Below are 23,616 nucleotides of genomic sequence, written 5' to 3'. Positions count from 1 at the left end.
CCGCTTATGCTCGATATCAAGGGATTGCGAGTGGTCCGAGGCCAGGGATCGCAGGCGCACGCAGTGCGCCTGGATGCGCTGCAACTGCGCCCGGGCGACGTGTGGGCGATCACCGGCGAAAGCGGCTGCGGCAAGAGCACCCTGCTCGAAGCCATCGGCCTGCTGCTCAAGCCTGAGCGGCTGAGCCACTATTACCTCGGCGCGCAGCGCCTGGACGTCGGCCAATTACTGGCCAGCGACCAGCAACCGGCGCTGGCCGCGCTGCGTTCGCGCGAGCTCGGTTTCGTCCTGCAAAGCGGCGGCCTGCTGCCGTTCATCAGCGTTCGCGAAAACATCCTGCTGCCACGTCGCCTGCTCGGCCTCGGTACCCACAGTGCCGCCGTCGACAAGGCGGTCGCGGCGCTGGGCCTGACATCCTTGCTCGACAAACTGCCGCAAGCGCTGTCGATCGGTGAGCGCCAGCGGGTTGCCTGTGTCCGCGCCATCGCCCACGAGCCGCGGGTGCTGCTGGCCGACGAGCCGACCGCGGCGCTCGACCCGCACAATGCTCAACGGCTGTTCGAACTGTTGCTCGAGCTGGTCGCCGAACTGGGCCTCAGTGCCTTGCTGGTGTCGCACGACTGGGGCCTGGTCGAGCGCTTCGGCCTGCCGCGCCTGGGCGCCTTGCACGGCGAGGGGGAGACACGCTTTGAACCGATGGTATAAGCGCCTCGCCCTGCTCGTGCGGCTGTCGCTGGCCGACCTCTGGCACGACCGCAATGTGTCGCTGTGCATGGCCGCCTCGCTGGTGGCGGTGATCGCGCCGCTGTTGCTGTTGTTCGGCCTCAAGCACGGCGTGGTCAGCCAACTCCAGCAAGAGCTGCTCAGCGACCCGCGCAACCTTGAAGTGAAGATGCTCAGCAGCGGCCACTACGACAACGCCTGGCTGCAAGGCCTGCAGCAGCGCCCCGAAGTCGGTTTCGCCATCGGCCAGACCCGCTCGCTGAACACCCAGGCCGACCTGCTCGGCGCCCAGGGGCGCTTTGCCGACAATGTCGAAGTGATCCCTACCGGGGCCAACGACCCGTTGCTGGCCAACCCGCTCAGCGCCCTGCAGCCCGACCAGCTGATCCTCAGCGAGCGTGCCGCGCAGCGTCTGCAGGCGCAGGTCGGCGACAGCGTGCGGCTGCGCGTCAGCCGCCGGCTCAACGAGGTCAACGAGCGTGGCGAACGCAGCCTGCGTGTGCAGGCCATCGTCAGTTCGCTGCGCTTCGCCCGCCCGGCGGCGTTCGTCAGCCCCGAGCTGCTGCTGGAGCTGGAGCACTACCGCGATGGCTATCTGGTCGCGGCGCTCGGCTCCGGCAGCGGCCAGTCGCTGGAGGCGGTCAAGGTCGGCTATGCCCGCGCCCGGGTGTATGCCCGCGACATCGACAGCGTCGCCGGCCTGGAACGCTGGCTCAACGAGCAGCGCATCGAAACCAGCAGCCGGCTGGCCGAAATCGACAGCGTCAAGGCCATCAACCATGTGCTCGGGCTGATCTTCGGCGTGATCGCCGGCGCCGCCCTGCTCGGCTGCATCGCCTCGCTGGTCGGCGCGTTCCTGGCCAACATCGACCGCAAGCGCCGCGACCTGGCGGTGCTGCGCCTGCTCGGCTTCACCAGCGCGGCGGTGGCCGGCTACGTGGTCCTGCAAGCGCTACTGCTGAGCCTGGCCGGTTACCTCGGTGGGCTTGGCTGCTATTACCTGGGCAGCCTGCTGTTCGACCAGTTGCTTGGCAGCAGCCAGGCGACCGGCGCCTTCATCTGTCACATCACTGTCTGGCATGGCCTGGTGGCCTTGCTCCTGGCCCTGCTGGTCGCTGGCCTGGTCGCCCTGATCGGCGCCGTACGAGCGATCCGAATCCAACCTGCGGAGAGTCTGCGTGAACTCTGAAACCTGTGCTCGCCTGCTCCTGGCGCCGCTCGCTCTGGGCTTTCTGATGAACGCCTCGGCGGCCACCTGGGACGAGAAATTCTATAACTCGATGGCCGATGCCGACGACGTCGTGCTGCCGATGCCGTGCGACGGCGCGATGGTCTTTCGCAAGGTACTGATCCCGGTCGCCGGCCCGCTCGACGACTACCCGATCAACATCGGCCAGGACAGCGCCGAGTACGGCTACGTCGAGCAGACCCGGCCGGCGTTCATCGCCGGCAGCTTTACCAGCGCCAAGGGCGACAAGTCGCGCTACTACCTGCTGGCCAAGTACGAAATGACTCAGCTGCAGTACCACGCGCTGATGGACGAGGCCTGCCCGACGCCGTCCAACAAGCAGCGCCTGCCGGTGGTCTCGGTCAGCTGGCTGGACGCCCTCCAGGCCAGCGACAAGTACAACCGCTGGCTGCGCGCCAACGCCGCCGACAAGCTGCCGCGTGAAGATGGCGCGCAAGGTTTCCTGCGCCTGCCGACCGAGGTCGAATGGGAGTTCGCCGCCCGTGGCGGCTTGCAGGTCAGCACCGCCGAGTTCCGCGACGGCCGCTACCCGATGCCCGAAGGGCTGAACGCCTACGAGTGGTACGCAGGTTCGCAGTCGGCCAACGGCCAGTTGCAACTGAGCGGCCTGCTCAAGCCCAACCCGCTGGGCCTGCACGACATGCTCGGCAACGCCAGCGAGATGATGTTCGAGCCGTTCCGCCTGAACAAGCTCGACCGCCAGCACGGCCAGGCCGGCGGCTACGTGGTGCGCGGCGGCAACTACCTGACCAGCGAGGCCGAACTGCGCACCGCCCAGCGTCAGGAAGACCCGTACTACAACGCCGAAGGCGCGGTGACCAAGAAGACCAACGGCCTGCGCCTGGCGCTGGTCTCGACCACCCTCACCTCGCGCGAGCGGGTGAAGACCATCGAGAAGAGCTGGAGCACCCTGGGCAGCGACCAGCCGGCCGCCCAGAGCAAGGAAAAAGGCACGGTCAAGGCGCTCGAAGAGCTCGCCTCGGGCGTTCAGGACGAAGCCCTCAAGGGCCAGCTGAAGACCGTCGAAAACCAGCTGCGCGCAAGCAACCAGCAACAGCAGGAAGCCCGCGACCAGGCGATCCGCGCCAGCCTCAACCTGGGCGCCTTCCTGTGCACCAAGATGCTTGACGACGGCGTCTACCTGGACTTCCTGCAGAAGAACTACACGGCCAACTGCAAGGCTGGCGAAGAAGACCCGACCTGCGGCATGCGCAAGACCAAGCTCGATGAGCAGAGCGACCGCCTGCACAAGCTCAGCCGCTACTACGCGAGCTCCCTGGTCGAGTCCGGCTCGCTGTACGGCAAGAGCCTGCTCGAAGCCCAGGTGCCGGTGCTCGAAGGCGTGCTCAACGCCAACAAGAACCTCAAGGAGCTGTCGCCTTACCTGCGTACCCACTGGGCCAACCAGGTGGCGTTCCTCAAGTCGCAAAAGATTGATACCAACGCCTGGCTGAACACCTGCAAAGCCGTCGCCCACTGACCACAGCACTACAAGGAAACGTAATCGTGAAGCACAGCAAACCCGCCCGGATCAGCTCGTGGATCAGCTTGATGATGGTGGCCTGCCTGGCCCTCACCGGCTGCGCCAACACCGGCAGTTCGATGCTCGGTGGCAAGGACCAGAACCAGGGTACCGCCGACCCACGCCTGACCTCCGGCGCCGACGCCAAGTTCTTCAGCACCTCGGGCTACCAGGCCTGCGCCGTCGCCGCGGGTGGCGGCATCCTCGCCTGCATGCTGTCCAACTCGGGCAACAAGGCCGCCTGTGCGGTGATCGCCGGGGTTGCCGCCTGCGGCGTGGCGATGGGCGCCAACTACTACCTCGACCAACGTCGCAGCCAGTACGCCGACACCACCCAGCGCCTCAACGCGATGACCGGTGAAGTGCAGAAGGAAACCGACAAGGTCGCCGAGCGCAGCAACACCCTGCAGCGCGTGATCGCCGACGACAAGCAGCAGATCGCCGCGATCCAGAAAGACATCAAGGCCAAGACCGTCAACAAGGCCAAGGCCCAGCAGGACATCGCCAACATCGACCAGAACCTGGGCCTGATGCGCAAGGACCTGACCAACATGAAGAGCCGCGTGAGCGAGTACCAGAAGGTCGCCGAGGCCGAGCGTCAAAGCGGTTCGAGCCAGGCTGACGTGAAGAAGGTCGAAACCGAGATCGCCAAGATGAACAGCAAGGTCGTGGCGCTGCAGCAAGAAGTCGACGGCCTCTACAGCCAGCGCTCGGCAATTACCCTGGGCTAAGGAGCAGACCATGTCACTACGTCATTGCCTGTGCCTCGCCCTGCTCGCCAGCCTCGGCGGTTGCGCCACCACTGCCTCGCAGTGCACCGCCTCGGACAACAGCGCCAGCCTGATCAGCAAGCTCAACTGCGACTACGGCGGCGGCTATGCCGAGGGCGTGCGCAACAGTGAGCAGGACCTGCTCGCGGCCAAGGAGCAGAACCGCCAGTTCAACCAGGTGTTCGCCGAGCTCAGCGCCCAGCAGGCCTCGACCCGCCAGGACCTGGCCACCCAGCAACGCCAGCAGGCCAGCCTGGAGCAGTCGCTGAACGGCCTGTTGACCACGCTCAAGCGCCGCCACGGCAACAAAGCCGAGGTCCAGCAGCAGATCGCCGGCCTCGAGCAGCAATTGAAGAACCGCCAGGCGGCGCCGGCGAACAACGCCAGCAGCGCCCAGGTCGAAGCCCGCAAGCAGGAGCTCAAGGCCCTGCAGCAACAGGTCAGCCGCTTGCAGTTGAGCCTGGGTTACGAGTAAGCCCCCACGGCAGCTTCGGCTGCCGTCTTTTTTCAGGATACCGACATGCAGCGGGTGACCCGCGATACACGCCCGGCTCAGGATGATCCGCAGGCGCTGGAACAGGCCATGGCGATCATCGTCAGGCACTTTCCGACCAGCATTGCCCACCTGTTCGCCACCCCGCGCACCGGCCAGGACGGCGTGCGCGAATGGTGGTCGGCGCTGCAAGGCCAACCGCGCCGCTACCACGAGCTTGGCGCCGATCAGCAAACGGCGCTGTTGCGCGTTTACGAGCAGCGTCAGGACGCCCTGCGCCAGCTGGTCGACGAGCTGCACGCGCGCGGCCAGACGCAAGACGCCGCGGTGCTGCGCAAGCTGATCGGCCCGGCCAATCTCGAGCACCTGTACAGCGTCAACGGTGATCCGCTGGTGGTGCGCTGGGCCGAGCCCGCGCCGCCCCCGACGCCGCCAGTGACCCCGCCGCCGCCAGCGCCAGCGGTGCGGCCGCGGCGCTGGATCTGGCTGCCGTGGTTCTTGCTGCCGCTGCTCGGCCTGTTGCTACTGGCCCTGGCCCTGTGGTTCGGCTGGCCGTACCTGCAACGCTGGTACGAGCACCGCCAGCCGGCGTCGTTCGCCTGCGTCAAGGGCAGCGAGGCGCAGCCCCCGGAGTTTTCGGTGGTGCTCGACACCTCCGGCTCGATGCAGCTTGGCGTCGCCGCCACGCCGGCCGATGAACAGTGGTTTTTCGAGAACATCGACAACCCGGCGATCGATCAGCAGCGGGTCGCCGAGATCACCCGCGCGCCGGTGCGCATGGACGTTGCCAAGCAGAGCCTGAAGCAGATGATCAATGACCTGCACCCGGCCATCGACATGCGCATCATCACCTTCGACGGCTGCCGCACCCCGCTCGACCATGGCCTGTTCACCCCGGCCCAGCGCCCGGCGCTGATCAGCGGTATCGAAGGCCTGGTGCCGAATGACGGCACGGCCCTGAGCGCCAGCCTCGAAGCGGCGGCGAAGAGCATGAACGGCCGCGACCGCGACGGCGTCATCGTGCTGTTCGTCGACGGCGCCGACGGCTGTGGGCAGGACGCCTGCGCCGTGGCCCAGCGGATCGCCCAGGAGCAGCCGAGGTTGCGCGTCAACCTGGTCAACATCAGCAACAACAGCCTGGCCAGTTGCATCGCCGAGAGTACCGGCGGTCGGGTCTATTCCGGCGACAACGCCGCCCAGGTGGCGGCCGCGCTCAAACAAGCGAGCCAGGAAGTCTCCAGCTCGCGTAACTGCGATTAGGACCATCGATGCAACGGGTAATCCGCGACAGCCATGCCAGCCAGGACGCCGCCACTGCACTCGAGCAGCGGGTGGCGTTGATCCGTCAGCATTTTCCACCGAGCATCGCCCAGCTGTATGCGATCCCCCGCCAGGGGCGCGATGGTGTGCTCGAATGGTGGTCGGAACTCGAGGGCCAGCCCCAGCTGTACGCCAGCCTCGGCCGCGACCAGCAGGCGGCGCTGCTCAAGCGCTACGAGGAGCGCCAGGCGGCGGTCGGCCAGCTGGCCAACGAGCTGCAGCAACGCGGCCAGGGCGAGGCCGCTGCGGGCCTGCGCAGCCTGGTGGCCCCGGCCGACCTGGCCAACCTGTACAGCGTCAATGGCGAGCCGTTGGTGATTCGCTGGGGGCAACCGCTGCCGGTGGTCGCACCACCGCCACCACCGCCACCGCCGCCACCACCGGTGACTCCGCCGCCACCGCGGCCGGTCAAGGCCCCTGCACCCGCACCGGCGCCAAGACCGGCGCCCGTGCCACGCGCCGTAGCGACGCGGCCGTGGCGGTTGTGGCCATGGCTGCTGTTCGGCCTGCTGCTGGCCCTGCTCTGGTGGCTGTGGCTCAGCTGGCCGCTGCTGTGGGCGCGCTGGCAGGCCGACCAGACCGCCATGTGCGCGCCGGGCGCGGCCTTCCAGCCGTCGGAGTTCGCGGTCGTGCTCGACACCTCGGGCTCGATGAACGAGCGCCTGCGGATCAAGCGTGCGGACGACCCGTGGTACATCACCCTGTTGGCGAAGATCCCCGTGGTCGAGCAGTTCCTGCCGTCTGGCAAGGCCCCGCCCACCACCCGCATGGCCGTGGCCAAGGGCGCACTGAGCAGCGTCATCGAGAACCTCGACAAGGACGTGGCGATGCGCCTGGTGACCTTCAATGGTTGCCGCAGCCCGGAGGATCACGGGGTATTCGCCCGTGACCAGCGCGCCGACCTGATTGCGCGCATTGCCCAGCTCAAGGCGAGTGGCGGTACGGGGCTTGGGATCAGCCTGGAGGCCGCCGCCAGGACCATGAACGGGCGTGACCGCGACGGCGTGATCGTGATGTTCGTCGACGGGCGCGACAGCTGCGGCAGGAGTGTCTGCGAGGTCTCCGAGCAGATCGCCAAGGATCAGCCACGGTTGCGCATCAATATCGTCAATATCAGTGCCAGCACCGGCTCGAACTGCGCGGCAAGCAATACTGGCGGGCGGGTGTATACCGCAGATGATGCGGCGGCCGTGGCCGCGGCGCTGGAAGAAGCCAGCCGGGAAGTGTCACAGGTCAAAGGCTGCTGACCGCTTTCGCTTGAAATCCTGGGGCCGCTTTGCGGCCCTTCGCGGCGGTCCGGCGTCCCGGTAAACCCGCTCCCACAGGGCCGTGCGCTATCCCTGTGGGAGCGGGTTTACCCGCGAAGGGCTGCGCAGCAGCCCCCAGGGCCATCTGTATTCTCTGATGACGTTTTTCAATCAGGTCCATGCCGTTTTCCGCGTTGCCGTGCAGAGCGCCGTAGCCGATGCTTTATTTACTCACAGACACGCACTTTCAAACCCGCAGAGGCCTGTATGAAGAACGTCGCTGAAATCCTCAAAACCAAAGCCGAGCATCAGACCGTGTACACCATCGGCCCCGATCAGTCGGTGCTCGAGGCCCTGAAAATGCTCGCAGAGAAAAACGTCGGTGCGCTGCCCGTGGTGGAGCACGACAAAGTGGTGGGGATCGTCAGCGAGCGCGATTACGCGCGCAAGCTGGTACTCAAGGGGCGCTCATCGGCCGCCACCCCGGTCAGCGAGATCATGACCCGCACGGTCATCACCGTATCCCCCACCGAGAGCCTCGATCACTGCATGAACCTGATGACCGATCGCCACCTGCGCCACCTGCCGGTGGTCAGCGACGGCAAGCTGCTCGGCCTGCTGTCGATCGGCGACCTGGTCAAGGAAACCATCGCCGAGCAGGCCAGCCTGATTCGCCAGCTGGAGCAGTACATCCGCGGCGAATGATCAGTGGTAGGCGCTCTCCAGCTCGTCCAGCTGATGGTCGAAGCTGCGCAGGCGCGCCGACCAGGTGTACACCAGCACTTCGAGGTCGCGGTTGAGCACGGTGGTGCCGCCGCGGCTGTTCTCCGGCATGTCGCCCAGGTCCAGCTGGTAACGCTCGCGGGCCATCGCCGCGGCCACGCTGGAGAGGTCGCGGGCAAATGCCAGCCAGTGGTGGTGCGGGTCGTGGATCTGCTGGTCGAGCTCGCGGCACTGGCACTTCAGCGCGTCCAGGCTCTGCTCCAGCGGCGTGCCCTTGAGCTCGCCCATGACCTCTTCGAAGGTCCGCCCGGAGTGCCAGTAGCTGCCCCAGAAGTAGCGGTCGAACACGGTCTCGACCCGGCGCAAGGCCACCTTGGTGTTCCAGATGGTCACCAACGTTCGACCCTGGATCAGTTCGCGCTTGTTCAGGTGCAGCTGCTGCCAGGCGATCCACGCCAGGCCGCAGAGTGACACCGCCGCGGTGACCGCAGCGGCGGCATAGAGAAACTGCACCGCCTGGTTCATCTGGTGGGTGTGCCGGATACCGTAGAAGTAGCCGGCGGTCAGGGTGCCCAGGATCGTCACGGTGCACCAGAAGCCTGGTGCGTAGGGATCTTTCATCACGCTATCCCCTTATTGTTTTACCTGAGCATAGCAACGCCCCAATCACCCATGAGGTGCCGCTCGGCGCTTTATTTTCGGGGGCGCCGCAAGGCCTCGTTGAGTTGATCGAAAGGCACCGCCCAATCAGCATCCTCAATGATGCTTTCCTTGAGGAAGGCACGCTGGGCGTCGCTCCAGAACGGCGCATCGACCAGCTTGATGTCGTTTTTCAGCGGTGAGTGCGAGGTGATGAACTGGTCGATGCTCTGCGCGTCGTCGGCCAGCCCGAGTTGCTTGAACAGGTCGGAAAAGGGATGGTTCGGTGCGTCCATGGTGTCCTCCAGAATGCCAGGCAGGCCGTCCACGACGCCGGCCTGGCAGGGGTTGGCAATCATCAGCAAAGCTCGCGCACTTCGGCGTTGGGCACTAGCTTCAGGTACTGCTCCATGCTCATGTGGATGAGGTGATCGTGATCACCTGCCTCAAGGTAGACATCACCTTGGCGGGTCAAGGTCGGGTCGAGCAGCATTTTTATCTGATAGGCGTCACCCACTGCCGGCACGGCGCCCCGCTCGCAATCGCCGAACAGGCTCGGCAGGCCGCTTTCGCGGGTCAGTTGCCAGGCGCCGGTCATGCGCACCTTGCTCATGTCCAGGTGGCGGTTGGCCGGCAGCACGGCCATCAGGTAGTTGCCACGCCGGTCGTCGAGCAGGACCGACTTGGCGACCCGCTCGGCGGGCACGCCAGCCGTGCGCGCCGACTCCAGGCTGCTGGCTGAATGTGGATGGGAAATGATGTCGTAGTCACAGCTGGCCTGGTCCAGGCGCTGCTGCAGGGTCTTGGCCATACGCATGATGCACCTCCGCTTTAGCCCCCTCTTGAAGTTTAGGCCGTAGGCCCGCGGGCACAGCTAAACTTCAGGGACAAGCCTGGATGAGGTGACGACAGGTGATCGCGCGCTGCTGGCGTTGCTGGTTGCTGTTGCTGCTGCTCGGCGCCTGCCCGGGCGGCCAGGCTGCGGGCGGTGGCGTCTGGCTGCTGGACATCGACGACGCGATCGGCCCGGCCAGCGCCGACTACCTGGTGCGCGGCCTGGACCAGGCGCACGCGCAAGGCGCACAGCTGGTGGTGATCCGCATGGACACCCCAGGCGGCCTGGACAGCGCCATGCGCCAGATCATCAAGGCGATCCTCGCCAGCCCCGTGCCGGTCGCCAGCTACGTCGCCCCGGGCGGCGCACGGGCGGCCAGTGCCGGCACCTACATCCTGTATGCCAGCCATGTCGCGGCGATGGCGCCGGGGACCAACCTGGGCGCGGCCACGCCGGTGCAGATCGGTGCCTCGCCATCGCCGGGCAAGCCCGCTGCCACGGGTGAGCCCAGCGATGACGATACCCTCGCGCGCAAGCAGGTCAACGACGCGGCGGCCTATATCCGTGGCCTGGCCCAGCTGCGCGGGCGCAACGCCGACTGGGCCGAGCGTGCCGTACGCGAAGCGGTCAGCCTGTCGGCGGACGAGGCACTGCGCATCAAGGTCATCGACCGCATCGCCAGCGACCTGCCCGACCTGCTGCGCCAACTGGACGGCCAGCGCCTGGTCGCGGCCGGTCAGACGCAGCAGTTGCAGACCACCGGCGCGGCGCTGGTCGAGCACCTGCCAGACTGGCGAACCCGGCTCCTGGCGGTGATCACCAACCCCAGCGTGGCGCTGATACTGATCATGATCGGGGTCTATGGCCTGCTGTTCGAGTTCATCAGCCCAGGCTCCGGGGTTGGCGGGGTGATCGGCGGCATCTGCCTGCTGCTCGGGCTGTATGCCCTGCAGCTGTTGCCGGTGAACTATGCCGGGGTGGCGCTGATTGTGCTGGGGGTGGCGTTCATGGTCGCCGAGGCGTTCTTGCCGAGCTTTGGCGTGGTCGGCTTCGGCGGCATCGTCGCCTTTGTCATCGGCGCGGTGATCCTGATGGACACCGAAGCCCCCGGCTATGGCATCCCGCTGCCGTTGATCGTGACCCTCGCGATCGCCTCGGCGCTGCTCCTCGGCGGCGTGCTGGGGATGGCCATCAGGGCACGACGACGTGCGCTGGTCAGCGGCGATGCCGGGCTGGTCGGCAGCTTGGTCACGGTCACCCAGGTGACGGCAGACAACCCGTTCTGCGGCTCGGTACAGGCCCAGGGCGAACACTGGCAAGTGCAATGCGCGACGCCGCTACAGCCCGGCCAGCCGGTGCGGGTGATCGCCCGCCATGGCGTCTGGCTCGAGGTCAGCGCCACCGCGCCTACCGCGCAAGGAGAATGACGATGTTCGTGCAATTGGGTTTCGGCGCCCTGCTGATGCTGCTGTTGGTGCTGCTGATGTCCGCGTTTCGCATCCTGCGTGAGTACGAGCGCGGGGTGGTATTCCAGCTCGGGCGGTTCTGGCAGGTCAAGGGGCCGGGGTTGATCCTGCTGATCCCGGTGGTCCAGCAAATGGTCCGGGTCGACCTGCGCACGGTGGTGCTCGACGTGCCGCCGCAGGATGTCATCACCCGCGACAACGTCTCGGTCAAGGTCAACGCGGTGCTGTACTTTCGCGTGCTCGACCCGCAGAAGGCGATCATTCAGGTCGAGGATTTTCTCAACGCTACCAGCCAGCTGGCCCAGACCACCTTGCGCGCGGTGCTCGGCAAGCACGAGCTGGACGAGCTGCTGGCCGAGCGCGAGCAGCTCAATCTGGATATCCGCCAGGTGCTCGACGCGCAGACCGATGCCTGGGGCATCAAGGTGGCCAACGTCGAGATCAAGCATGTCGACCTCAACGAGTCGATGATCCGCGCCATCGCCCGCCAGGCCGAGGCCGAGCGTGAGCGGCGGGCCAAGGTGATCCATGCCGAAGGTGAGTTGCAGGCGTCGGAGAAGCTGATGCAGGCGGCGCAGATGCTCAGCAAGGAGCCGGGGGCGATGCAGCTGCGGTACATGCAGACGCTGGGGTCGATTGCCGGGGACAAGACCTCGACCATCGTCTTTCCGATGCCGTTGGACCTGCTCAAGGGGTTGGTGGATCGGCAGCCCTGAGGGCCTCTTCGCGGGCAAGCCCGCTCCCACAAGGACCGCGCAAATCTCCAGAACAGCGCCTTCCCTGTGAGAGCGGGCTTGCCCGGACGCCGGACCGCCGCGAAGGGCTGCGTAGCAGCCCCGGCGATCTGTCAGAGCGGCGCGCGGCGCAGGGTCGCGAGGAAGGTTGCGGCACCGATGAACAGCCCGGCAAAGGTCCGGTTCAGACGCTTCTGCTGCTTGGGCGTGCGCAGCATCCGCAGCACCCGCGATGCCAGCCCCGTGTACCCCGCCATCACCAGCAGGTCGACACTGATCATGGTCACGGTGATCGTCAGGTACTGCGGCAACAGGGCCTGGTGCGGGTCGATGAACTGCGGCAGCACCGCGAGCATGAACACCAGCGCCTTGGGGTTGCTGACGTTGACCAGGAAGCCGCGGAACACCAGGCTCAACGGTTTGCCGATGGGCCGGATGCCCGACTCTTCACTCATGTCCATGGGCAGCGCGCGCCACTGTTTGTACGCCAGGTACACCAGGTAGAACACGCCGAACCACTTGATCAGCTGGAAGGCAGTGGCAGAGGCCGCGAGGATGGCGCCGACGCCGGCGGCAATGATGGCGATCTGCACGATCAGGCCCAGCTGCAGGCCCAGGGCGTTCCAGTAACCGCGCCAGAAACCGTACTGCAGCCCGCTGGACATCGAGGCAATGGCCCCGGCGCCCGGCGACAGGCTGATCACCCAGCACGCGGCAAAAAAGGCCAACCACGCTTCCATCGACATCACACACCTCGCTTATGAACATGTTGCAAAACGTTAAGCTACGAGGTCGGTGAAAAAATCACCAGCGAAATTTTTGCGCAGCAGGATTGCGGCTTTGCAGGGTTTCGGGCGCTTTGCAGCGCCCTCCCTCAGGACAGCGACTCGAGCTCGGCCTGCATGCCTTCGAGCAACTCCAGCGCTTCCATCCAGGCTTCTTCAAGCTCGCCTTCGCGCTGCTTGAGCTTGCTCTGGCGGGCCAGCAGGTCACGCAGCTCGTCCTTGCGGGCGGCTTCGTAGACGCCGCCATCACCCAGCGCGGTCTCGACCTCGGCGAGCTGGCTGTGCACCTGGCCAAGCTCGGTTTCGAGCTTGTCGGCGGCCCGCTTGTGCGGCGCCAGTTGCTGACGCAGGGCCGCGGCGGCCTGGCGCTGGGCCTTCTTGTCGGTCTTGTCGGGGTTGACCGACGCGGTGCTGACCGGCGCATTGCGCTGGCGGTAGTCGATCAGCCAGCGGCTGTAGTCATCGAGGTCACCGTCAAAGCTTTCGACCTTGCCGTCGGCCACCAGCAGAAAGTCGTCAGTGGTGCTCTTGAGCAGGTGACGGTCGTGCGAGACCACCACCACTGCGCCACTGAACTCCTGCAACGCCATGGTCAGGGCCAGGCGCATTTCCAGGTCGAGGTGGTTGGTCGGTTCGTCGAGCAGCAGCAGGTTGGGCCGTTCCCAGGCGATCAGGGCCAGGGCCAGGCGCGCCTTTTCACCCCCGGAGAAGTTCACCACCGGCTCCTCGGCACGCGGGCCGTGGAAGTCAAAGCCGCCGAGGAAGTCGCGCAGGGTCTGCTCGCGCTCGGTCGGGGCGATGCGCTGCAGGTGCAGCAGCGGGCTGGCCTTGTCGTCCAGCGAGTCGAGCTGGTGCTGGGCAAAGTAGCCCACCGACAGGTTCTCGCCACGCACCAGACGGCCACCCAGCGGCTGCAGTTCGCCCGCGAGGTTCTTGATCAGGGTCGACTTGCCGGCGCCGTTGGGGCCGAGCAGGCCGATCCGCGCACCGGGGGTCAGCTGCAGCTTGACCTTCTCCAGCACGGCCTTGTCGCCGTAGCCGAGGCGGCCTTCAGAGAGGTCGAGCAGTGGGCTGGAGATTTTTTGCGACTCGCGGAAGACGAAGTCGAACGGCGAATCGACATGCGCCGCCGACAGCTCTTCCATGCGCTCCAGGGCCTTGATCCGGCTCTGCGCCTGGCGCGCCTTGGTGGCCTGAGCCTTGAACCGGGCGATGTACTTTTCCATGTGAGCGCGCTGCGCCTGCTGCTTCTCGTAGGCCTGTTGCTGCTGGGCCAGACGTTCGGCGCGGGTGCGTTCAAAGGCGCTGTAGCCGCCCTTGTAGAGGGTCAGCTTGCGCTGCTCGACGTGCAGGACATGGTCGACCACCGAGTCGAGGAAGTCGCGGTCGTGGGAAATCAGCAGCAGCGTGCCCGGATAGCCCTTGAGCCAGTCTTCGAGCCAGAGGATGGCATCCAGGTCCAAGTGGTTGGTGGGTTCGTCGAGCAGCAGCAGGTCGGACGGGCACATCAAGGCCTGCGCCAGGTTCAGGCGCATCCGCCAGCCACCGGAGAAGTCACCGACACGTCGGTCCATCTGCTCGTTGCTGAAGCCCAGCCCGGCCAGCAGCTTGCGCGCGCGAGCGTCGGCGGTGTAGCCGTCGGCGACCTCCAGCTCGCTGTGCAGGCGCGCCAGGGCGGTGCCGTCGTGGGCCTGCTCGGCCACGGCGAGCTCGGCCTGCACCTGACGCAGACGCAGGTCGCCATCGAGCACATAGTCCACCGCCAGGCGGTCGAGGGTCTCGACCTCCTGTTGCATGTGGGCGATGCGCCAGTCGCCGGGCAGCAGGCAATCGCCGCCGTCGGGCGTGAGCTCACCGCGCAGCAAGGCGAACAGGCTGGATTTGCCGGCGCCGTTGGCACCGATGAGGCCGGCTTTGTGACCGGCGTGCAGGGTCATCTCGGCGCCATCTAGCAAGCGCTGCGGACCACGCTGTAAAGTGAGGTTGGATAGTCTGATCATGATGGTCGCGGAGTCTACCAGCTTCCTCGGCCGCAAGCGCGAGTGGAACCATGCACACCGACCTGTGGAATCACGCCCTGGCCCTGTACGCCAAGCCTGGGGTGGAAGACGCCTGCCTGGCCCTGCAGCAACGGGGCGGCGATGTCTGCCTGCTGCTCTGCGCGACGTGGCTGCAAGCGCGGCGGGTGGCGCCGAGCGCCGAACGTATAACGGCACTGCGCGAGGTTGCCGAACCGTGGCAGCGCCACGTAGTCACGCCCCTGCGCAGCCTGCGCCAACAATGGCGCACGGCAGCCCACGACGATGCGCCGCTGGCGGCGTTGCGCGAGCAGGTCAAAGGGCTGGAGTTACAGGCGGAAAGAACGCTGCTCGAGCGCTTGCAGGAAACGTCGCGGCAATGGCCCGCGGGCTCGCATGAAGCCACGGACGATTGGCTGGTCCGGCTGGCGCCGGGGCTGGGCCGCGACCACGACGCGCTGCAGCAGCTGCGCGTCGCGGCGGTCGGGCTTCAGGACGCCGAAGACGGCGTCTGAGCCGGGGTGCTGGCCGGGGCCGAGGTGGCCGAAGCCGGGGTTGCCGAGTTGGTCGTCGAGGCCGCAGGGCTGGCCGACGCTGCCGGTTTGGCTTCGGCGGGCTTGGCTACTGGCTTGGCTGGGGCTTTGGCGGCAGCCGGTTTGGCAGCGGGTTTTGCTGCGGCGGCCTTGGCCGGGGCCTTGGCGGCAGCAGGCTTGACGGCCGGTTTGACGGCTGCTGGCTTGGCAGCGGGCTTCGCGGCAGCGGCTTTGGCCGGGGCTTTGGCGGCGGCGGGCTTGGCGGCCGGTTTCGCTGCGGCAGGCTTGGCCGCTACGGGTTTGGCAGCAGCTTTGGCAGCAGGCTTGGCGGCAGCGGTCTTGGCTGGAGCCTTGGCAGCGGCTGGCTTGGCGGCAGCGGCTTTGGCCGGTGCTTTGGCCGGTGCTTTGGCAGCGACGGGCTTGGCGGCAGACCTTGCAGCAGGCTTGGCGGCGGCGGCTTTGGCCGGCGCTTTGGCGGCAGCGGGTTTAGCGGCTGGCTTGGCGGCCGGTTTTGCCGCGGCAGTGCGGGTCGCAGCCTTGGCGGCAGCGGGCTTGGCGGCTGGCTTGGCAGCGGCGGCCTTGGCCGGCGCCTTGCTGGCGGCAGGCTTGGCGGCGGCGCGTTGGCCGAGGGCCTTGCCGGCGGCTTCGCGCACTTTGCCAACACCCTGGGCGAGCTTCAGGCTCTCTTGGGCATCGCGCTTGAGTTGCTGGATATACGTACGGGTTTGCGCTTGGCGTTCCTTGAGCGAATCAAGCAAGCCTTCGAGTTCGCCGGCGGCTTTGTGCGCCTTGTTCTGTGCCTTGGCTTTGCCGGCCTTGGCCGCGTCCTGCAATTTCAAACGCGAGTTGTGCAGTTTTTCCTGCGCCTTGCCCCGTTGCTTTTCCAACTTTGCCAACAGTTTTTCTGCATCCGCCAGCGCTTGCGAGCAGGCACTTTCCAGATGTTCGAGCAGGCTACCGGAAAGTTGCTGGAGCAGGTGCAACGGCGTACTTACTGGCTTCTTCTTGGCCGACATGGTTTACCTCCTGGCTGACGAGATTGCGGCTCATACTATGCTTCTGCTGCTACCGCCGCTAGGGCATGTGGACAGTATTGTTAGCGCCGCGTTGCATGCCTGGGCAAAGTTGTTATCTTGCAGCTTCGTGCAAGTGTAGTTCGCCATTAACAGCGTGTTGATATTTACACCGTGGCGCCGAACAACACGGACATACTTGCTACTCTTCCGCCGCCGGAGTCGACCGTGCCCCGCTATCTTTTGATCGGCCTGTACCTGGCGACACCCCTTGCCCTCGCCGCCCCTGACAACACTCCTGCCAGCGACCAGGACCTGGCCTACAGCCTCGGCGCCAGCCTGGGCGAGCGCCTGCGCCAGGAGGTCCCCGGGCTGCAACTGGACGCGCTGGTCGAGGGCCTGCGCCAGGCCTATCAGGACAAACCGCTGAAGCTCGACCCGGCGCGCATGCAGCACATCCTCCAGCAGCATGAAGCGCAGGCCGATGCCGCCTCGCAGGACGCCCAGGTGGCCAAGCTGCAAGCCGTGGAAACACGCTTCATGGCCAACGAACGGGCCCGCGCCGGGGTGCATGAATTACCCGAAGGCGTGCTCTACAGCGAGCTGGTCGCAGGCACGGGCGCGCAACCCAAGGCCAACGGCAAGGTACAGGTACGCTACGTGGGAAGGCTGCCGGATGGCTCGGTGTTCGACCAGAACCAGCAGGCGCAGTGGTTCAACCTGGACTCGGTGATCGAAGGCTGGCAGGTGGCATTGCCGAAGATGAAGGCGGGGGCCAAGTGGCGGCTGGTGATCCCTTCGGCACAGGCCTACGGCGCCGAAGGTGCGGGCGATCTGATCGCGCCCTACACCCCCCTGGTGTTCGAGATCGAACTGCTCTCGGTCGCGGACTGAACCAGGCCATCAGGCCTGGACCGCATCCTCTTCCTTGTGGGCGTTGTGCAACACCTCGATCAGGCAGTCTTCCAGCTCGAAACGCTCGTGCAGCAGGCTGCCCAGCTTGGCCAACTTCTCGGCAAAGCGCTCGGGGTCCGTGCACTCGCCTTTCTCGCAGTGGTCATTGAAGGCCAGGGCGATCTGGGTGCTGTCATCGATACGTGGATTGATCTGGGTGGCCAGCTCGAGTGCGCCGGTGTCACCAAAGGCCTTGGCCTCGCTGACCAGCTGCTCGCTGACTTCGAAGTGCCAGGCCGACACATAGTCGACCAGGATGGCGCAGAAATCCCGGCTCTTGTCCTTGTCGGCAAAGGCCGGTTTGGCATCGCGTAAAACGCCGAATGCCTGGACCAGCTCCTCACGCTCCTGCAGCCAGCGATCTATGAGTTGGTGAACCCCGCCCCAGCGTTCCTGAGCGTTCTGACAACTATCGAGCATGGCGATTCTTCCCTTCTGGGTAGATGCCGCTGCACCTCGTTCCACAACTCTGCGGCACAAAGGTGACATCAGCAGGACGGCATCGAGCAGTTGTGTTTTCAGTGTTCCGTGCAGGGAGATTATTCCCGTGCGTGCTGCCCATCAAGGTACGCATCGGACAAAGTTCATACAAGCGTTTCATCTGCTCGCGCGACACCATTGGTCGAGCAACTGGGCAGGCCTTGCGCCGGGTCAACGCCGGGCGAGAGTGCGCAAACGATCAGCCAGCAGGCGCGACAGGGGCAGTGCCGCCAGCAGCACGAAGGCCAGCAGGCTCCACTCGGGCAAAGTCAGGTCGAGAAAGCTCCAGGTCAGCGCGCCGCAATCCGGGCCGCCGAGCAGCAACGCTTGCAGGCCCTGGGACCAGGAATGCTCGAACGCCGCCGCGAGCGGCTGCACGCACGTCGCAATCACCCGGCCGCCGCCTTGTAGCCAGACATGCCGCGCGGCCAGCAGGCCACCCAGCACCGCGCAGGATAGCGCCAGCCAGGCATACACCCGCCAACCCGTGCGCCCCGGGCCATGGATCAACGCGAGCAGGCAGACCAGCGCATACCCGCCCAGCAGCACCCGCTGGCTCAAGCACAGCGAACACGGCAGCAAACCCAGGCTGTGTTGCAACAGCAAGGCGCCGACGAGGATCGCCAGGGACGTAAACAAGCCAGGCAGGAACAAGGTACGAAAACGGGCCAGCGACATGGCGAAGGGTCCCGGAGGGAATGAACGTGACTGGGAACGTTAGAGGAAACAGTCACTTTGTTTCAAGGCAATACAGTAGGGACAAGTCTCTGATTGCGAAGGAAAGTTTGTAATTGCTTGTAGGAAATATCTGGGGGCGAAGGCGTTAAATAAACAACTTGCAGGGGAAAAGTAAGGCGCCCCACTACCTGCGCGGGTTTGCGCAGGTAGTGGGGTGGGTCAGGCGCGTACGCCGTCGGGCAACGGCAGCGCCAGCAGGCGCTCGTCGAGCAGGCCCAGGCCTTCCTGGAACAATTGGTTGCTGCGCTCGACCTCGCCGAGGCTGGCGAGCAGGCGCGCCAGCTCCGCGCAGGTTTCCGGATTGCGCTCCAGGCGCAGGCTGCTCTCGAGGTAGTCGCGGGCCTTGCCCCAGAGGCGGTTCTGCAAGCTCAGGCGACCCAGCGTCAGCAGCAGGCTGGGGTCTTGCGGGTGGGTCTTCAGCCAGCCCTCGGCCGTCTGCAGCTGGCGCGCCGGATCGTCACCGCGGACCAGGCCGTACAAGCGAGCCAGATGGCTCTCGTACTGGCGTTTGAGCGCCTCGCGCAGGGCCTTCTCAGCCTCGCCCTGAGCGCCCACCTGGCGCAGTTGCTCAGCGTAGGCGAGCACCAGCTGCGGCTCCTGGCGCTGGGCCGAGGTCAACTGCTGCCAGGCGAGTTCCAGCGCTTGGCGCGCGGCCGGGGCGTCGTCGCCGCGGGTCGCCGCCAGGTTGAGGTTGTGGCCCCAGGCACGCTGCTCGAGGTCGGCCAGCTCGCTGGCCGGCAACACCTTGCCTTTACGCAGCTCAGGCAGCAGGCGGATCAACGCCGACCAGTCGCCACGCTCCAGGTACAGGCGCTGCAGCAAGCGCAGCACCTGACCGTTGTGTGGGTGACGCTCGTGCATCGCCAGCAGGGTTTCCAGCGCACCGTCGCCATCGCCGCGGTCCATCTGCAACTGGGCGTGGGTCAGGGCCACTGCCAGTTCGGCCTGCGGCTGGCGCTCCAGGGCACGCTCGAGCAGGGTGTCGCTGTCTTCGGTGCGGCCCAATTCGTTGGCCGCGCGGGCGGCACCGAGGTAATACAGCAGCGGCTGGCGCTCGGCCTCGGCGGCGCGGTGCAGGTGGCGCTGGGCACTGGCCCAACGGCCTTCGGCGAGGTCCAGCTGACCTTGCTCGACGGCGATGCGGGTGCGCCGCCGGCGGTTGCGTCGCGACCACGGGTTGACCGCACCGGTGGAGCTCAGCACCAGGCCGACCAGGTAGCGCAGCAGCCACAACCCCAGTACCAGGCCGATCAAGCCACCAAGGGCGGCCCACAGCCCGGACTGGTAGCGGAAGCTGCCATAGGAAATCAGCACGTAGCCACTGTGCTTGGCCACGGCGATGCCCAACGCTGCAGCCACCACGATGGCAAGGACGGCCAGCAGGTAGACCCGCTTCATGGCTTGCCCCCTTCAGCGTCGGCTGGCAGGTGGCGGCGCTGGATATAGGCCTGCACGGCAGCCAGGCTCTCGCTGAGGTCCGGGGTGACCACCGAGACCGGCTGCTCGGCCAGCGCGTTGAGGCTGTCGAGCATGGCTTTGCTCTGCGGGTTGTCGGCGTTGAAGTTGGCCAGCAGGACGCTGCGGGCATCGTCCAGGGCCTGGTTGTAGACCTTGGCCTCGCCATTCAGGGCCGCCCACTGGGCCTGCTCGATGGTCAGGCTCAAGGCCAGGCGCAGCTGGTTGAGCGACTGCCCGGCCAACAGTGGGCGGACGTTGTCGTCGGCATCGAATTCGATCTGGAAGTACTTGGAGATCTCGGCCCACCACTGCGACCAGCGACTGGCCCCGTCGCCCTCGTTGGTCAGCGCCCCGAGGGCATCGGCATTGCTGTCGAACTCCGGCGATTGCGCGCTGAGCTGCTGAACCTGCTCGCGCTGCGCCGCCAGCTTGAGGAACAGCCCGGTACGGTCCGGCTGCTGGGTGCCGTTGAGGGTGGCCAGGCTCCGCGCCAGTTGCTCGCGGGCGGCGAATGCACCCGGGTCGCTCTGCTCGCGCAGGATCTCGTCGGCGCCTTCGACCAGGGCCTTGGCGCTGGTGATGTCCTGCAGCGCCGACAGGCGCAGCGTGGCCAGGCGCAGCAGGTGCTCGGCCTCGGCCAGGCGCCACTCCTTGCGGCTCTCGCCCATCACCGTTTCCAGGCGCTGGCTGAGCCGTTGCTGGTCGCCCTGCAATTGCGCCACCAGGCGCCGACGGTCTTCCAGCTCACTGGCCGGCGGCAGGCTGGCCAGCTGCGCGCTGATCTGCTGATCACGCTGCTGCAAGGCCGTGGCCTGCTCGCTGAGGGTTTCGATGCGCTGGCCCTGGCCTTGCTCGCTGCCTTGCAGCTGCCGCACCTGCCAGACGCCCCAGCCACCGACTGCGACCCCGGCCGCACCGATCAACAGTGCCAGCAGCGCCAGGCCATTGCCTGAGCGCTTGGCAGGCGTGGCGGCAGGGGTGTACGGCGCCTCGGGCGTCGCGGGCTGTTCATTCTGGGACAAGACAGTTTCGCTCACGTATCCATCCTTTGCATGGGGGCGCGTCGCACTCAGCTTAGCGCCTTAAGAGGCAGGTGCAGCGCTGCGCTGCACAGCTGCCAGCAAGGCCGCGGCACTCGCGCCGCGGCAATCCACAACCTGTTGCGCGCCCGCCGCCCGGGCCTGTTCGGCGACACGGGGGCTGGGCACGAATAACGGCAGACACGCCAGGCGTGGCCAATCGGCGGCTGCCAGCTGGAGCAAATGTTCAAGACCTTGCCCACTGCTGACCACCAGGCCGTTGAGGCGTTCCCGCTCGACCTGGCGCATCAGCGTGCCGGCCGGGTAATCCGGCAGGCGGCGACGGTACAGTTGCAGATAATCGACACTAGCACCTTGCTCTGCAAGACGCTCTGCCAGCAGTTCACGACCTCCGACGCCACGCACGATGAGCACCCGCGGTGCAGCACCGGCAATAGCCTTGCGCAAATCGGCCAGGCCGAGCAAGGCTTCGCTGTCATCACCCGCAGGGGGAAAGGCCACGACCAGGCCGGCGTCCTGCAGCACCCGGGCGGTCGCTTCACCGACGCTGAACCAGCCTCCACGCGGGGGCTGCAGGCCTGCCTGGGCAAGCTGATCGAGCAGCAGGCGCGCAGCCGGCTTGCTCACCACGATGAACGCCTGATAGCGCTGCAGCGCGTTCAGGCGCTGGTGTTCGGCCTGCCCGAGGGTGACCGGCTCGATGGCCAACAACGGCAGGCTGCTGCTGGCGATACCGGCAGCGGCCAGGCTCTGCGCCAGTGCCGCACAGTCCTCTTCAGGGCGGGTCAGCAGCAGGCGCCAGGGGCTCACGGGTGGCCGGCCTCGCCATAGACTTCCTTGAGGATGGCCTCGGCGCCTTGGCCCAGCAGGTCTTCGGCGACCTTGATCCCAAGCGATTCGGCATCCGCGCGCGGCGCCCGCGCCTCGGCCGTCAGCAGCAGACCACCGCTGGGCTGGCCGACCAGGCCGCGCAGCCACAGCTGCTCGCCTTCGAGCACCGCGTAGCAGGCGATCGGCACTTGGCAGCCGCCATTGAGGTGCTTGTTGAGGGCGCGCTCGGCCACTACCCGGTCGGCGGTGTCGGCATGGTGCAGCGGCGCCAGCAGTGCGTGGATCGCGCTGTCGGCGCTGCGGCATTCGATGCCCACCGCGCCCTGGCCACCGGCGGGCAGGCTGTCGTCGACACTGATGCTGGCCCTGATGCGGTCTTCGAAGCCGAGGCGGATCAGGCCGGCGGCGGCGAGAATGATCGCGTCGTACTCGCCGGCATCGAGCTTGGCCAGGCGGGTGTTGACGTTGCCGCGCAGGAAGCGGATCTGCAGGTCCGGCCGACGCGCCAGCAACTGGGCCTGACGGCGCAGGCTGGAAGTGCCGACGATACTGCCGGCGGGCAGTGCTGCGAGGTTGGCGTAGGTGTTGGAGACGAACGCGTCACGCGGGTCTTCGCGCTCGCAGATGCAGAACAGCCCCAGGCCCTCGGGGAAGTCCATAGGCACGTCTTTCATCGAATGCACGGCGATGTCGGCTTCGTTGTCGAGCAGGGCGGTTTCCAGCTCTTTGACGAACAGGCCCTTGCCGCCGATTTTCGCCAGCGGCGCGTCGAGCAGCTTGTCGCCGCGGCTGACCATGGGCACCAGGGTCACGCTCAGGCCTGGGTGGGCCTGCTCGAGGCGGGCTTTGACGTATTCGGCCTGCCACAGGGCCAAGGCACTTTTACGGGTGGCAATGCGGATTTCGCGAGTGGACATGAAACGCCCCGATGCAGAGAAATGCTGCCGATCATAACAGCTCCTCTGGATCTGCCAGCAGACTCAGGTCAGGAATCGGCGGCGCCCCGCGAAGGCGGCGGGGCGGGCACGGTGACGGTCAGTGCAGCCCCTGCATCATCTTGCGCACGCCCGCCACATGGCGCCGGCTGACCGTCAGCGCATCATCACCCAGCCCTTTGAGGTACAGCTGGAAATGCCCCAGCGGCGTGCGCTGCAGGCGTTCGATGCGTTCACGGGCGACCAGCGCGTTGCGGTGGATCCGCACGAAGCGTTCGCCAAATTCGTCTTCAAGGGCTTTAAGCGGTTCGTCCAGCAACACTTCGCCCGCCTCGTGGCGAAGGGTGACGTACTTGTGGTCGGCGATGAAATAGATGACTTGCGGCAGGGGGATCAGCTCGATGCCCTTGCGCGTTCGTGCGCTGATATGACTGCGCGGGTTGCCGCCGCCTTCGTTGGCCGGACGGGTCAGTGCCGCCAACTGGGCACGGTTGGGTTTTTCGGCCTTGCGCAGGGCATCGCGCAACGCCAGCGGCTGGATCGGTTTGGTCACGTGACTGAGGGTGCTGTCCTTGAAGGCCTCGTTGCCATATTCATCATCACCGGTGCAGAACACCACGGCTGGCGGCGCTTCGCGCTCGCAGAGGCGGGCGGCGACCTGCAGGCCGTCCAGGCCCGGCATGCCGATGTCCAGCAAGACCACATCGGGCTTGAGGCTGTCGATCAGGGCCAGAGCCTCCTCGCCATTGGTGGCGCTGGGCTCCAACACGGTGTAGCCCTCCTGCCCGCCTAGCAAGCGGATGAGCTCCTCGCGGGCTTTGGGTTCGTCATCAACGATCAGGACATTCATAATTGCGCTGGATTCCTGAATGAGTCTCACATTGGTAGAGCGTAGACAGGTGTCGCAAGACCGACACCGCAGTCACGCTCTAGACCGATGCAATGGCCAAAGATTCACTGGTCCGGCAGATTCACTGCCAGCCCTTTGTCCAACTGTAGACGGTCCGTGGAACACTGCCGTTCAATCGTTGAATATCCTTACAGGCAACGTTGCCAGTGGTTTTCTGCGTATTTCAATCGACCGGCGCCCTGCGGCAGCCCGCGCAACCC

The 23,616-nt window shown here is 66.3% G+C and carries 25 protein-coding genes; 12 read left to right on the top strand and 13 right to left on the bottom strand.

Annotated features, from left to right (window positions below):
- Positions 1-6 precede the first annotated feature (6 nt).
- The 8 genes from CCOS865_RS28270 (at position 7) to CCOS865_RS01670 (ending at position 8,029) form a co-directional block, all read left to right on the top strand.
- Positions 7-705: an ABC transporter ATP-binding protein gene (locus CCOS865_RS28270; RefSeq protein ID WP_119137305.1), complete on the top strand. Its 699-nt coding sequence runs from the start codon at positions 7-9 to the stop codon at positions 703-705.
- A complete protein-coding gene (locus tag CCOS865_RS01700; RefSeq protein WP_119137303.1) occupies positions 689-1,912 on the top strand; it encodes an ABC transporter permease in 1,224 nt (407 codons plus the stop codon). The genes CCOS865_RS28270 and CCOS865_RS01700 overlap by 17 nt, the downstream gene beginning before the upstream one ends.
- Before the next feature lie 46 nt (positions 1,913-1,958).
- Entirely contained in the window at positions 1,959-3,452 is a 1,494-nt protein-coding gene (locus tag CCOS865_RS01695; RefSeq protein WP_119137814.1) for a formylglycine-generating enzyme family protein, read from the top strand.
- 26 nt (positions 3,453-3,478) lie between these two features.
- Positions 3,479-4,225, top strand: a complete 747-nt coding sequence (locus CCOS865_RS01690; protein ID WP_415842575.1) for a hypothetical protein — start codon at positions 3,479-3,481, stop codon at positions 4,223-4,225.
- Positions 4,226-4,235: 10 nt separating this feature from the next.
- Entirely contained in the window at positions 4,236-4,739 is a 504-nt protein-coding gene (locus CCOS865_RS01685) for a coiled-coil domain-containing protein (protein ID WP_119137301.1), read from the top strand.
- Between the two features lie 45 nt (positions 4,740-4,784).
- Complete coding sequence (locus CCOS865_RS01680; RefSeq protein WP_119137299.1) at positions 4,785-6,017, top strand: VWA domain-containing protein; 1,233 nt, start codon at positions 4,785-4,787, stop codon at positions 6,015-6,017.
- Positions 6,018-6,025: 8 nt separating this feature from the next.
- Positions 6,026-7,324 carry a VWA domain-containing protein gene (locus CCOS865_RS01675; RefSeq protein ID WP_119137297.1) on the top strand — a complete coding sequence of 433 codons (1,299 nt, stop codon included), beginning with the start codon at positions 6,026-6,028 and terminating at the stop codon, positions 7,322-7,324.
- Between the two features lie 267 nt (positions 7,325-7,591).
- Complete coding sequence (locus tag CCOS865_RS01670; protein ID WP_119137295.1) at positions 7,592-8,029, top strand: CBS domain-containing protein; 438 nt, start codon at positions 7,592-7,594, stop codon at positions 8,027-8,029.
- On the opposite strand, the gene CCOS865_RS01665 is transcribed toward CCOS865_RS01670, so the two are convergent.
- The 3 genes from CCOS865_RS01665 to CCOS865_RS01655 all read right to left on the bottom strand — a co-directional run bounded on the left by CCOS865_RS01665 (position 8,030) and on the right by CCOS865_RS01655 (position 9,503).
- The gene (locus CCOS865_RS01665) at positions 8,030-8,668 is read right to left on the bottom strand and encodes an NADH:ubiquinone oxidoreductase subunit N (RefSeq protein ID WP_119137293.1); all 639 of its coding nucleotides are present in this window, start codon (positions 8,666-8,668) and stop codon (positions 8,030-8,032) included.
- 71 nt (positions 8,669-8,739) lie between these two features.
- On the bottom strand, positions 8,740-8,982 hold the full coding sequence (locus CCOS865_RS01660; protein WP_119137810.1) for a DUF2789 domain-containing protein: 243 nt from the start codon (positions 8,980-8,982) through the stop codon (positions 8,740-8,742).
- A gap of 62 nt (positions 8,983-9,044) precedes the next feature.
- The gene (locus CCOS865_RS01655) at positions 9,045-9,503 is read right to left on the bottom strand and encodes an aminoacyl-tRNA deacylase (protein ID WP_119137291.1); all 459 of its coding nucleotides are present in this window, start codon (positions 9,501-9,503) and stop codon (positions 9,045-9,047) included.
- A gap of 95 nt (positions 9,504-9,598) precedes the next feature.
- On the opposite strand from CCOS865_RS01655, the gene CCOS865_RS01650 reads away from it, so the two are divergent.
- Both CCOS865_RS01650 and CCOS865_RS01645 read left to right on the top strand, forming a co-directional pair.
- Positions 9,599-10,948, top strand: a complete 1,350-nt coding sequence (locus tag CCOS865_RS01650) for an NfeD family protein (protein ID WP_119137289.1) — start codon at positions 9,599-9,601, stop codon at positions 10,946-10,948.
- 2 nt (positions 10,949-10,950) lie between these two features.
- Positions 10,951-11,703 (top strand): slipin family protein, encoded by a 753-nt coding sequence (locus CCOS865_RS01645; protein WP_119137287.1) that lies wholly within the window; start codon positions 10,951-10,953, stop codon positions 11,701-11,703.
- A gap of 131 nt (positions 11,704-11,834) precedes the next feature.
- Here the strand turns inward: CCOS865_RS01645 and CCOS865_RS01640 are convergent, their stop codons facing one another.
- The gene (locus CCOS865_RS01640; RefSeq protein ID WP_119137285.1) at positions 11,835-12,467 is read right to left on the bottom strand and encodes a LysE family transporter; all 633 of its coding nucleotides are present in this window, start codon (positions 12,465-12,467) and stop codon (positions 11,835-11,837) included.
- A gap of 128 nt (positions 12,468-12,595) precedes the next feature.
- Entirely contained in the window at positions 12,596-14,506 is a 1,911-nt protein-coding gene (locus CCOS865_RS01635; protein WP_119137283.1) for an ATP-binding cassette domain-containing protein, read from the bottom strand.
- 50 nt (positions 14,507-14,556) lie between these two features.
- Here CCOS865_RS01635 and CCOS865_RS01630 point away from each other — a divergent pair, with 50 nt between their 5' ends.
- Entirely contained in the window at positions 14,557-15,039 is a 483-nt protein-coding gene (locus tag CCOS865_RS01630; protein ID WP_119137281.1) for a TIGR02444 family protein, read from the top strand.
- On the opposite strand, the gene CCOS865_RS01625 is transcribed toward CCOS865_RS01630, so the two are convergent.
- Positions 15,015-16,073 carry an AlgP family protein gene (locus CCOS865_RS01625; RefSeq protein ID WP_119137279.1) on the bottom strand — a complete coding sequence of 353 codons (1,059 nt, stop codon included), beginning with the start codon at positions 16,071-16,073 and terminating at the stop codon, positions 15,015-15,017. The genes CCOS865_RS01630 and CCOS865_RS01625 overlap by 25 nt on opposite strands.
- A gap of 225 nt (positions 16,074-16,298) precedes the next feature.
- Between CCOS865_RS01625 and CCOS865_RS01620 the strand changes: the two genes are divergently transcribed.
- Positions 16,299-16,964 (top strand): FKBP-type peptidyl-prolyl cis-trans isomerase, encoded by a 666-nt coding sequence (locus CCOS865_RS01620; protein WP_119137277.1) that lies wholly within the window; start codon positions 16,299-16,301, stop codon positions 16,962-16,964.
- 9 nt (positions 16,965-16,973) lie between these two features.
- On the opposite strand, the gene rsd is transcribed toward CCOS865_RS01620, so the two are convergent.
- The 7 genes from rsd to CCOS865_RS01585 form a co-directional block, all read right to left on the bottom strand.
- On the bottom strand, positions 16,974-17,444 hold the full coding sequence (rsd, locus tag CCOS865_RS01615; protein WP_119137275.1) for a sigma D regulator: 471 nt from the start codon (positions 17,442-17,444) through the stop codon (positions 16,974-16,976).
- Positions 17,445-17,675: 231 nt separating this feature from the next.
- Positions 17,676-18,182: a disulfide bond formation protein B gene (locus CCOS865_RS01610; protein ID WP_119137273.1), complete on the bottom strand. Its 507-nt coding sequence runs from the start codon at positions 18,180-18,182 to the stop codon at positions 17,676-17,678.
- 219 nt (positions 18,183-18,401) lie between these two features.
- The gene (locus CCOS865_RS01605) at positions 18,402-19,640 is read right to left on the bottom strand and encodes a heme biosynthesis protein HemY (RefSeq protein WP_119137271.1); all 1,239 of its coding nucleotides are present in this window, start codon (positions 19,638-19,640) and stop codon (positions 18,402-18,404) included.
- The gene (locus CCOS865_RS01600) at positions 19,637-20,737 is read right to left on the bottom strand and encodes a uroporphyrinogen-III C-methyltransferase (RefSeq protein ID WP_119137269.1); all 1,101 of its coding nucleotides are present in this window, start codon (positions 20,735-20,737) and stop codon (positions 19,637-19,639) included. The genes CCOS865_RS01605 and CCOS865_RS01600 overlap by 4 nt, the downstream gene beginning before the upstream one ends.
- A gap of 45 nt (positions 20,738-20,782) precedes the next feature.
- Entirely contained in the window at positions 20,783-21,550 is a 768-nt protein-coding gene (locus tag CCOS865_RS01595; RefSeq protein ID WP_119137267.1) for a uroporphyrinogen-III synthase, read from the bottom strand.
- Positions 21,547-22,488, bottom strand: coding sequence for a hydroxymethylbilane synthase (gene hemC / locus CCOS865_RS01590; RefSeq protein ID WP_119137265.1), 942 nt, complete (start codon positions 22,486-22,488; stop codon positions 21,547-21,549). Before hemC ends, CCOS865_RS01595 begins: the two co-directional genes overlap by 4 nt.
- 118 nt (positions 22,489-22,606) lie before the next feature.
- Positions 22,607-23,356: a LytR/AlgR family response regulator transcription factor gene (locus tag CCOS865_RS01585; protein ID WP_119137263.1), complete on the bottom strand. Its 750-nt coding sequence runs from the start codon at positions 23,354-23,356 to the stop codon at positions 22,607-22,609.
- Positions 23,357-23,616: the final 260 nt, after the last annotated feature.

The organism is Pseudomonas reidholzensis (assembly GCF_900536025.1).
GTDB classification, from domain to species: domain Bacteria; phylum Pseudomonadota; class Gammaproteobacteria; order Pseudomonadales; family Pseudomonadaceae; genus Aquipseudomonas; species Aquipseudomonas reidholzensis.
This window is presented reverse-complemented; position numbering and strand designations above follow the sequence as displayed.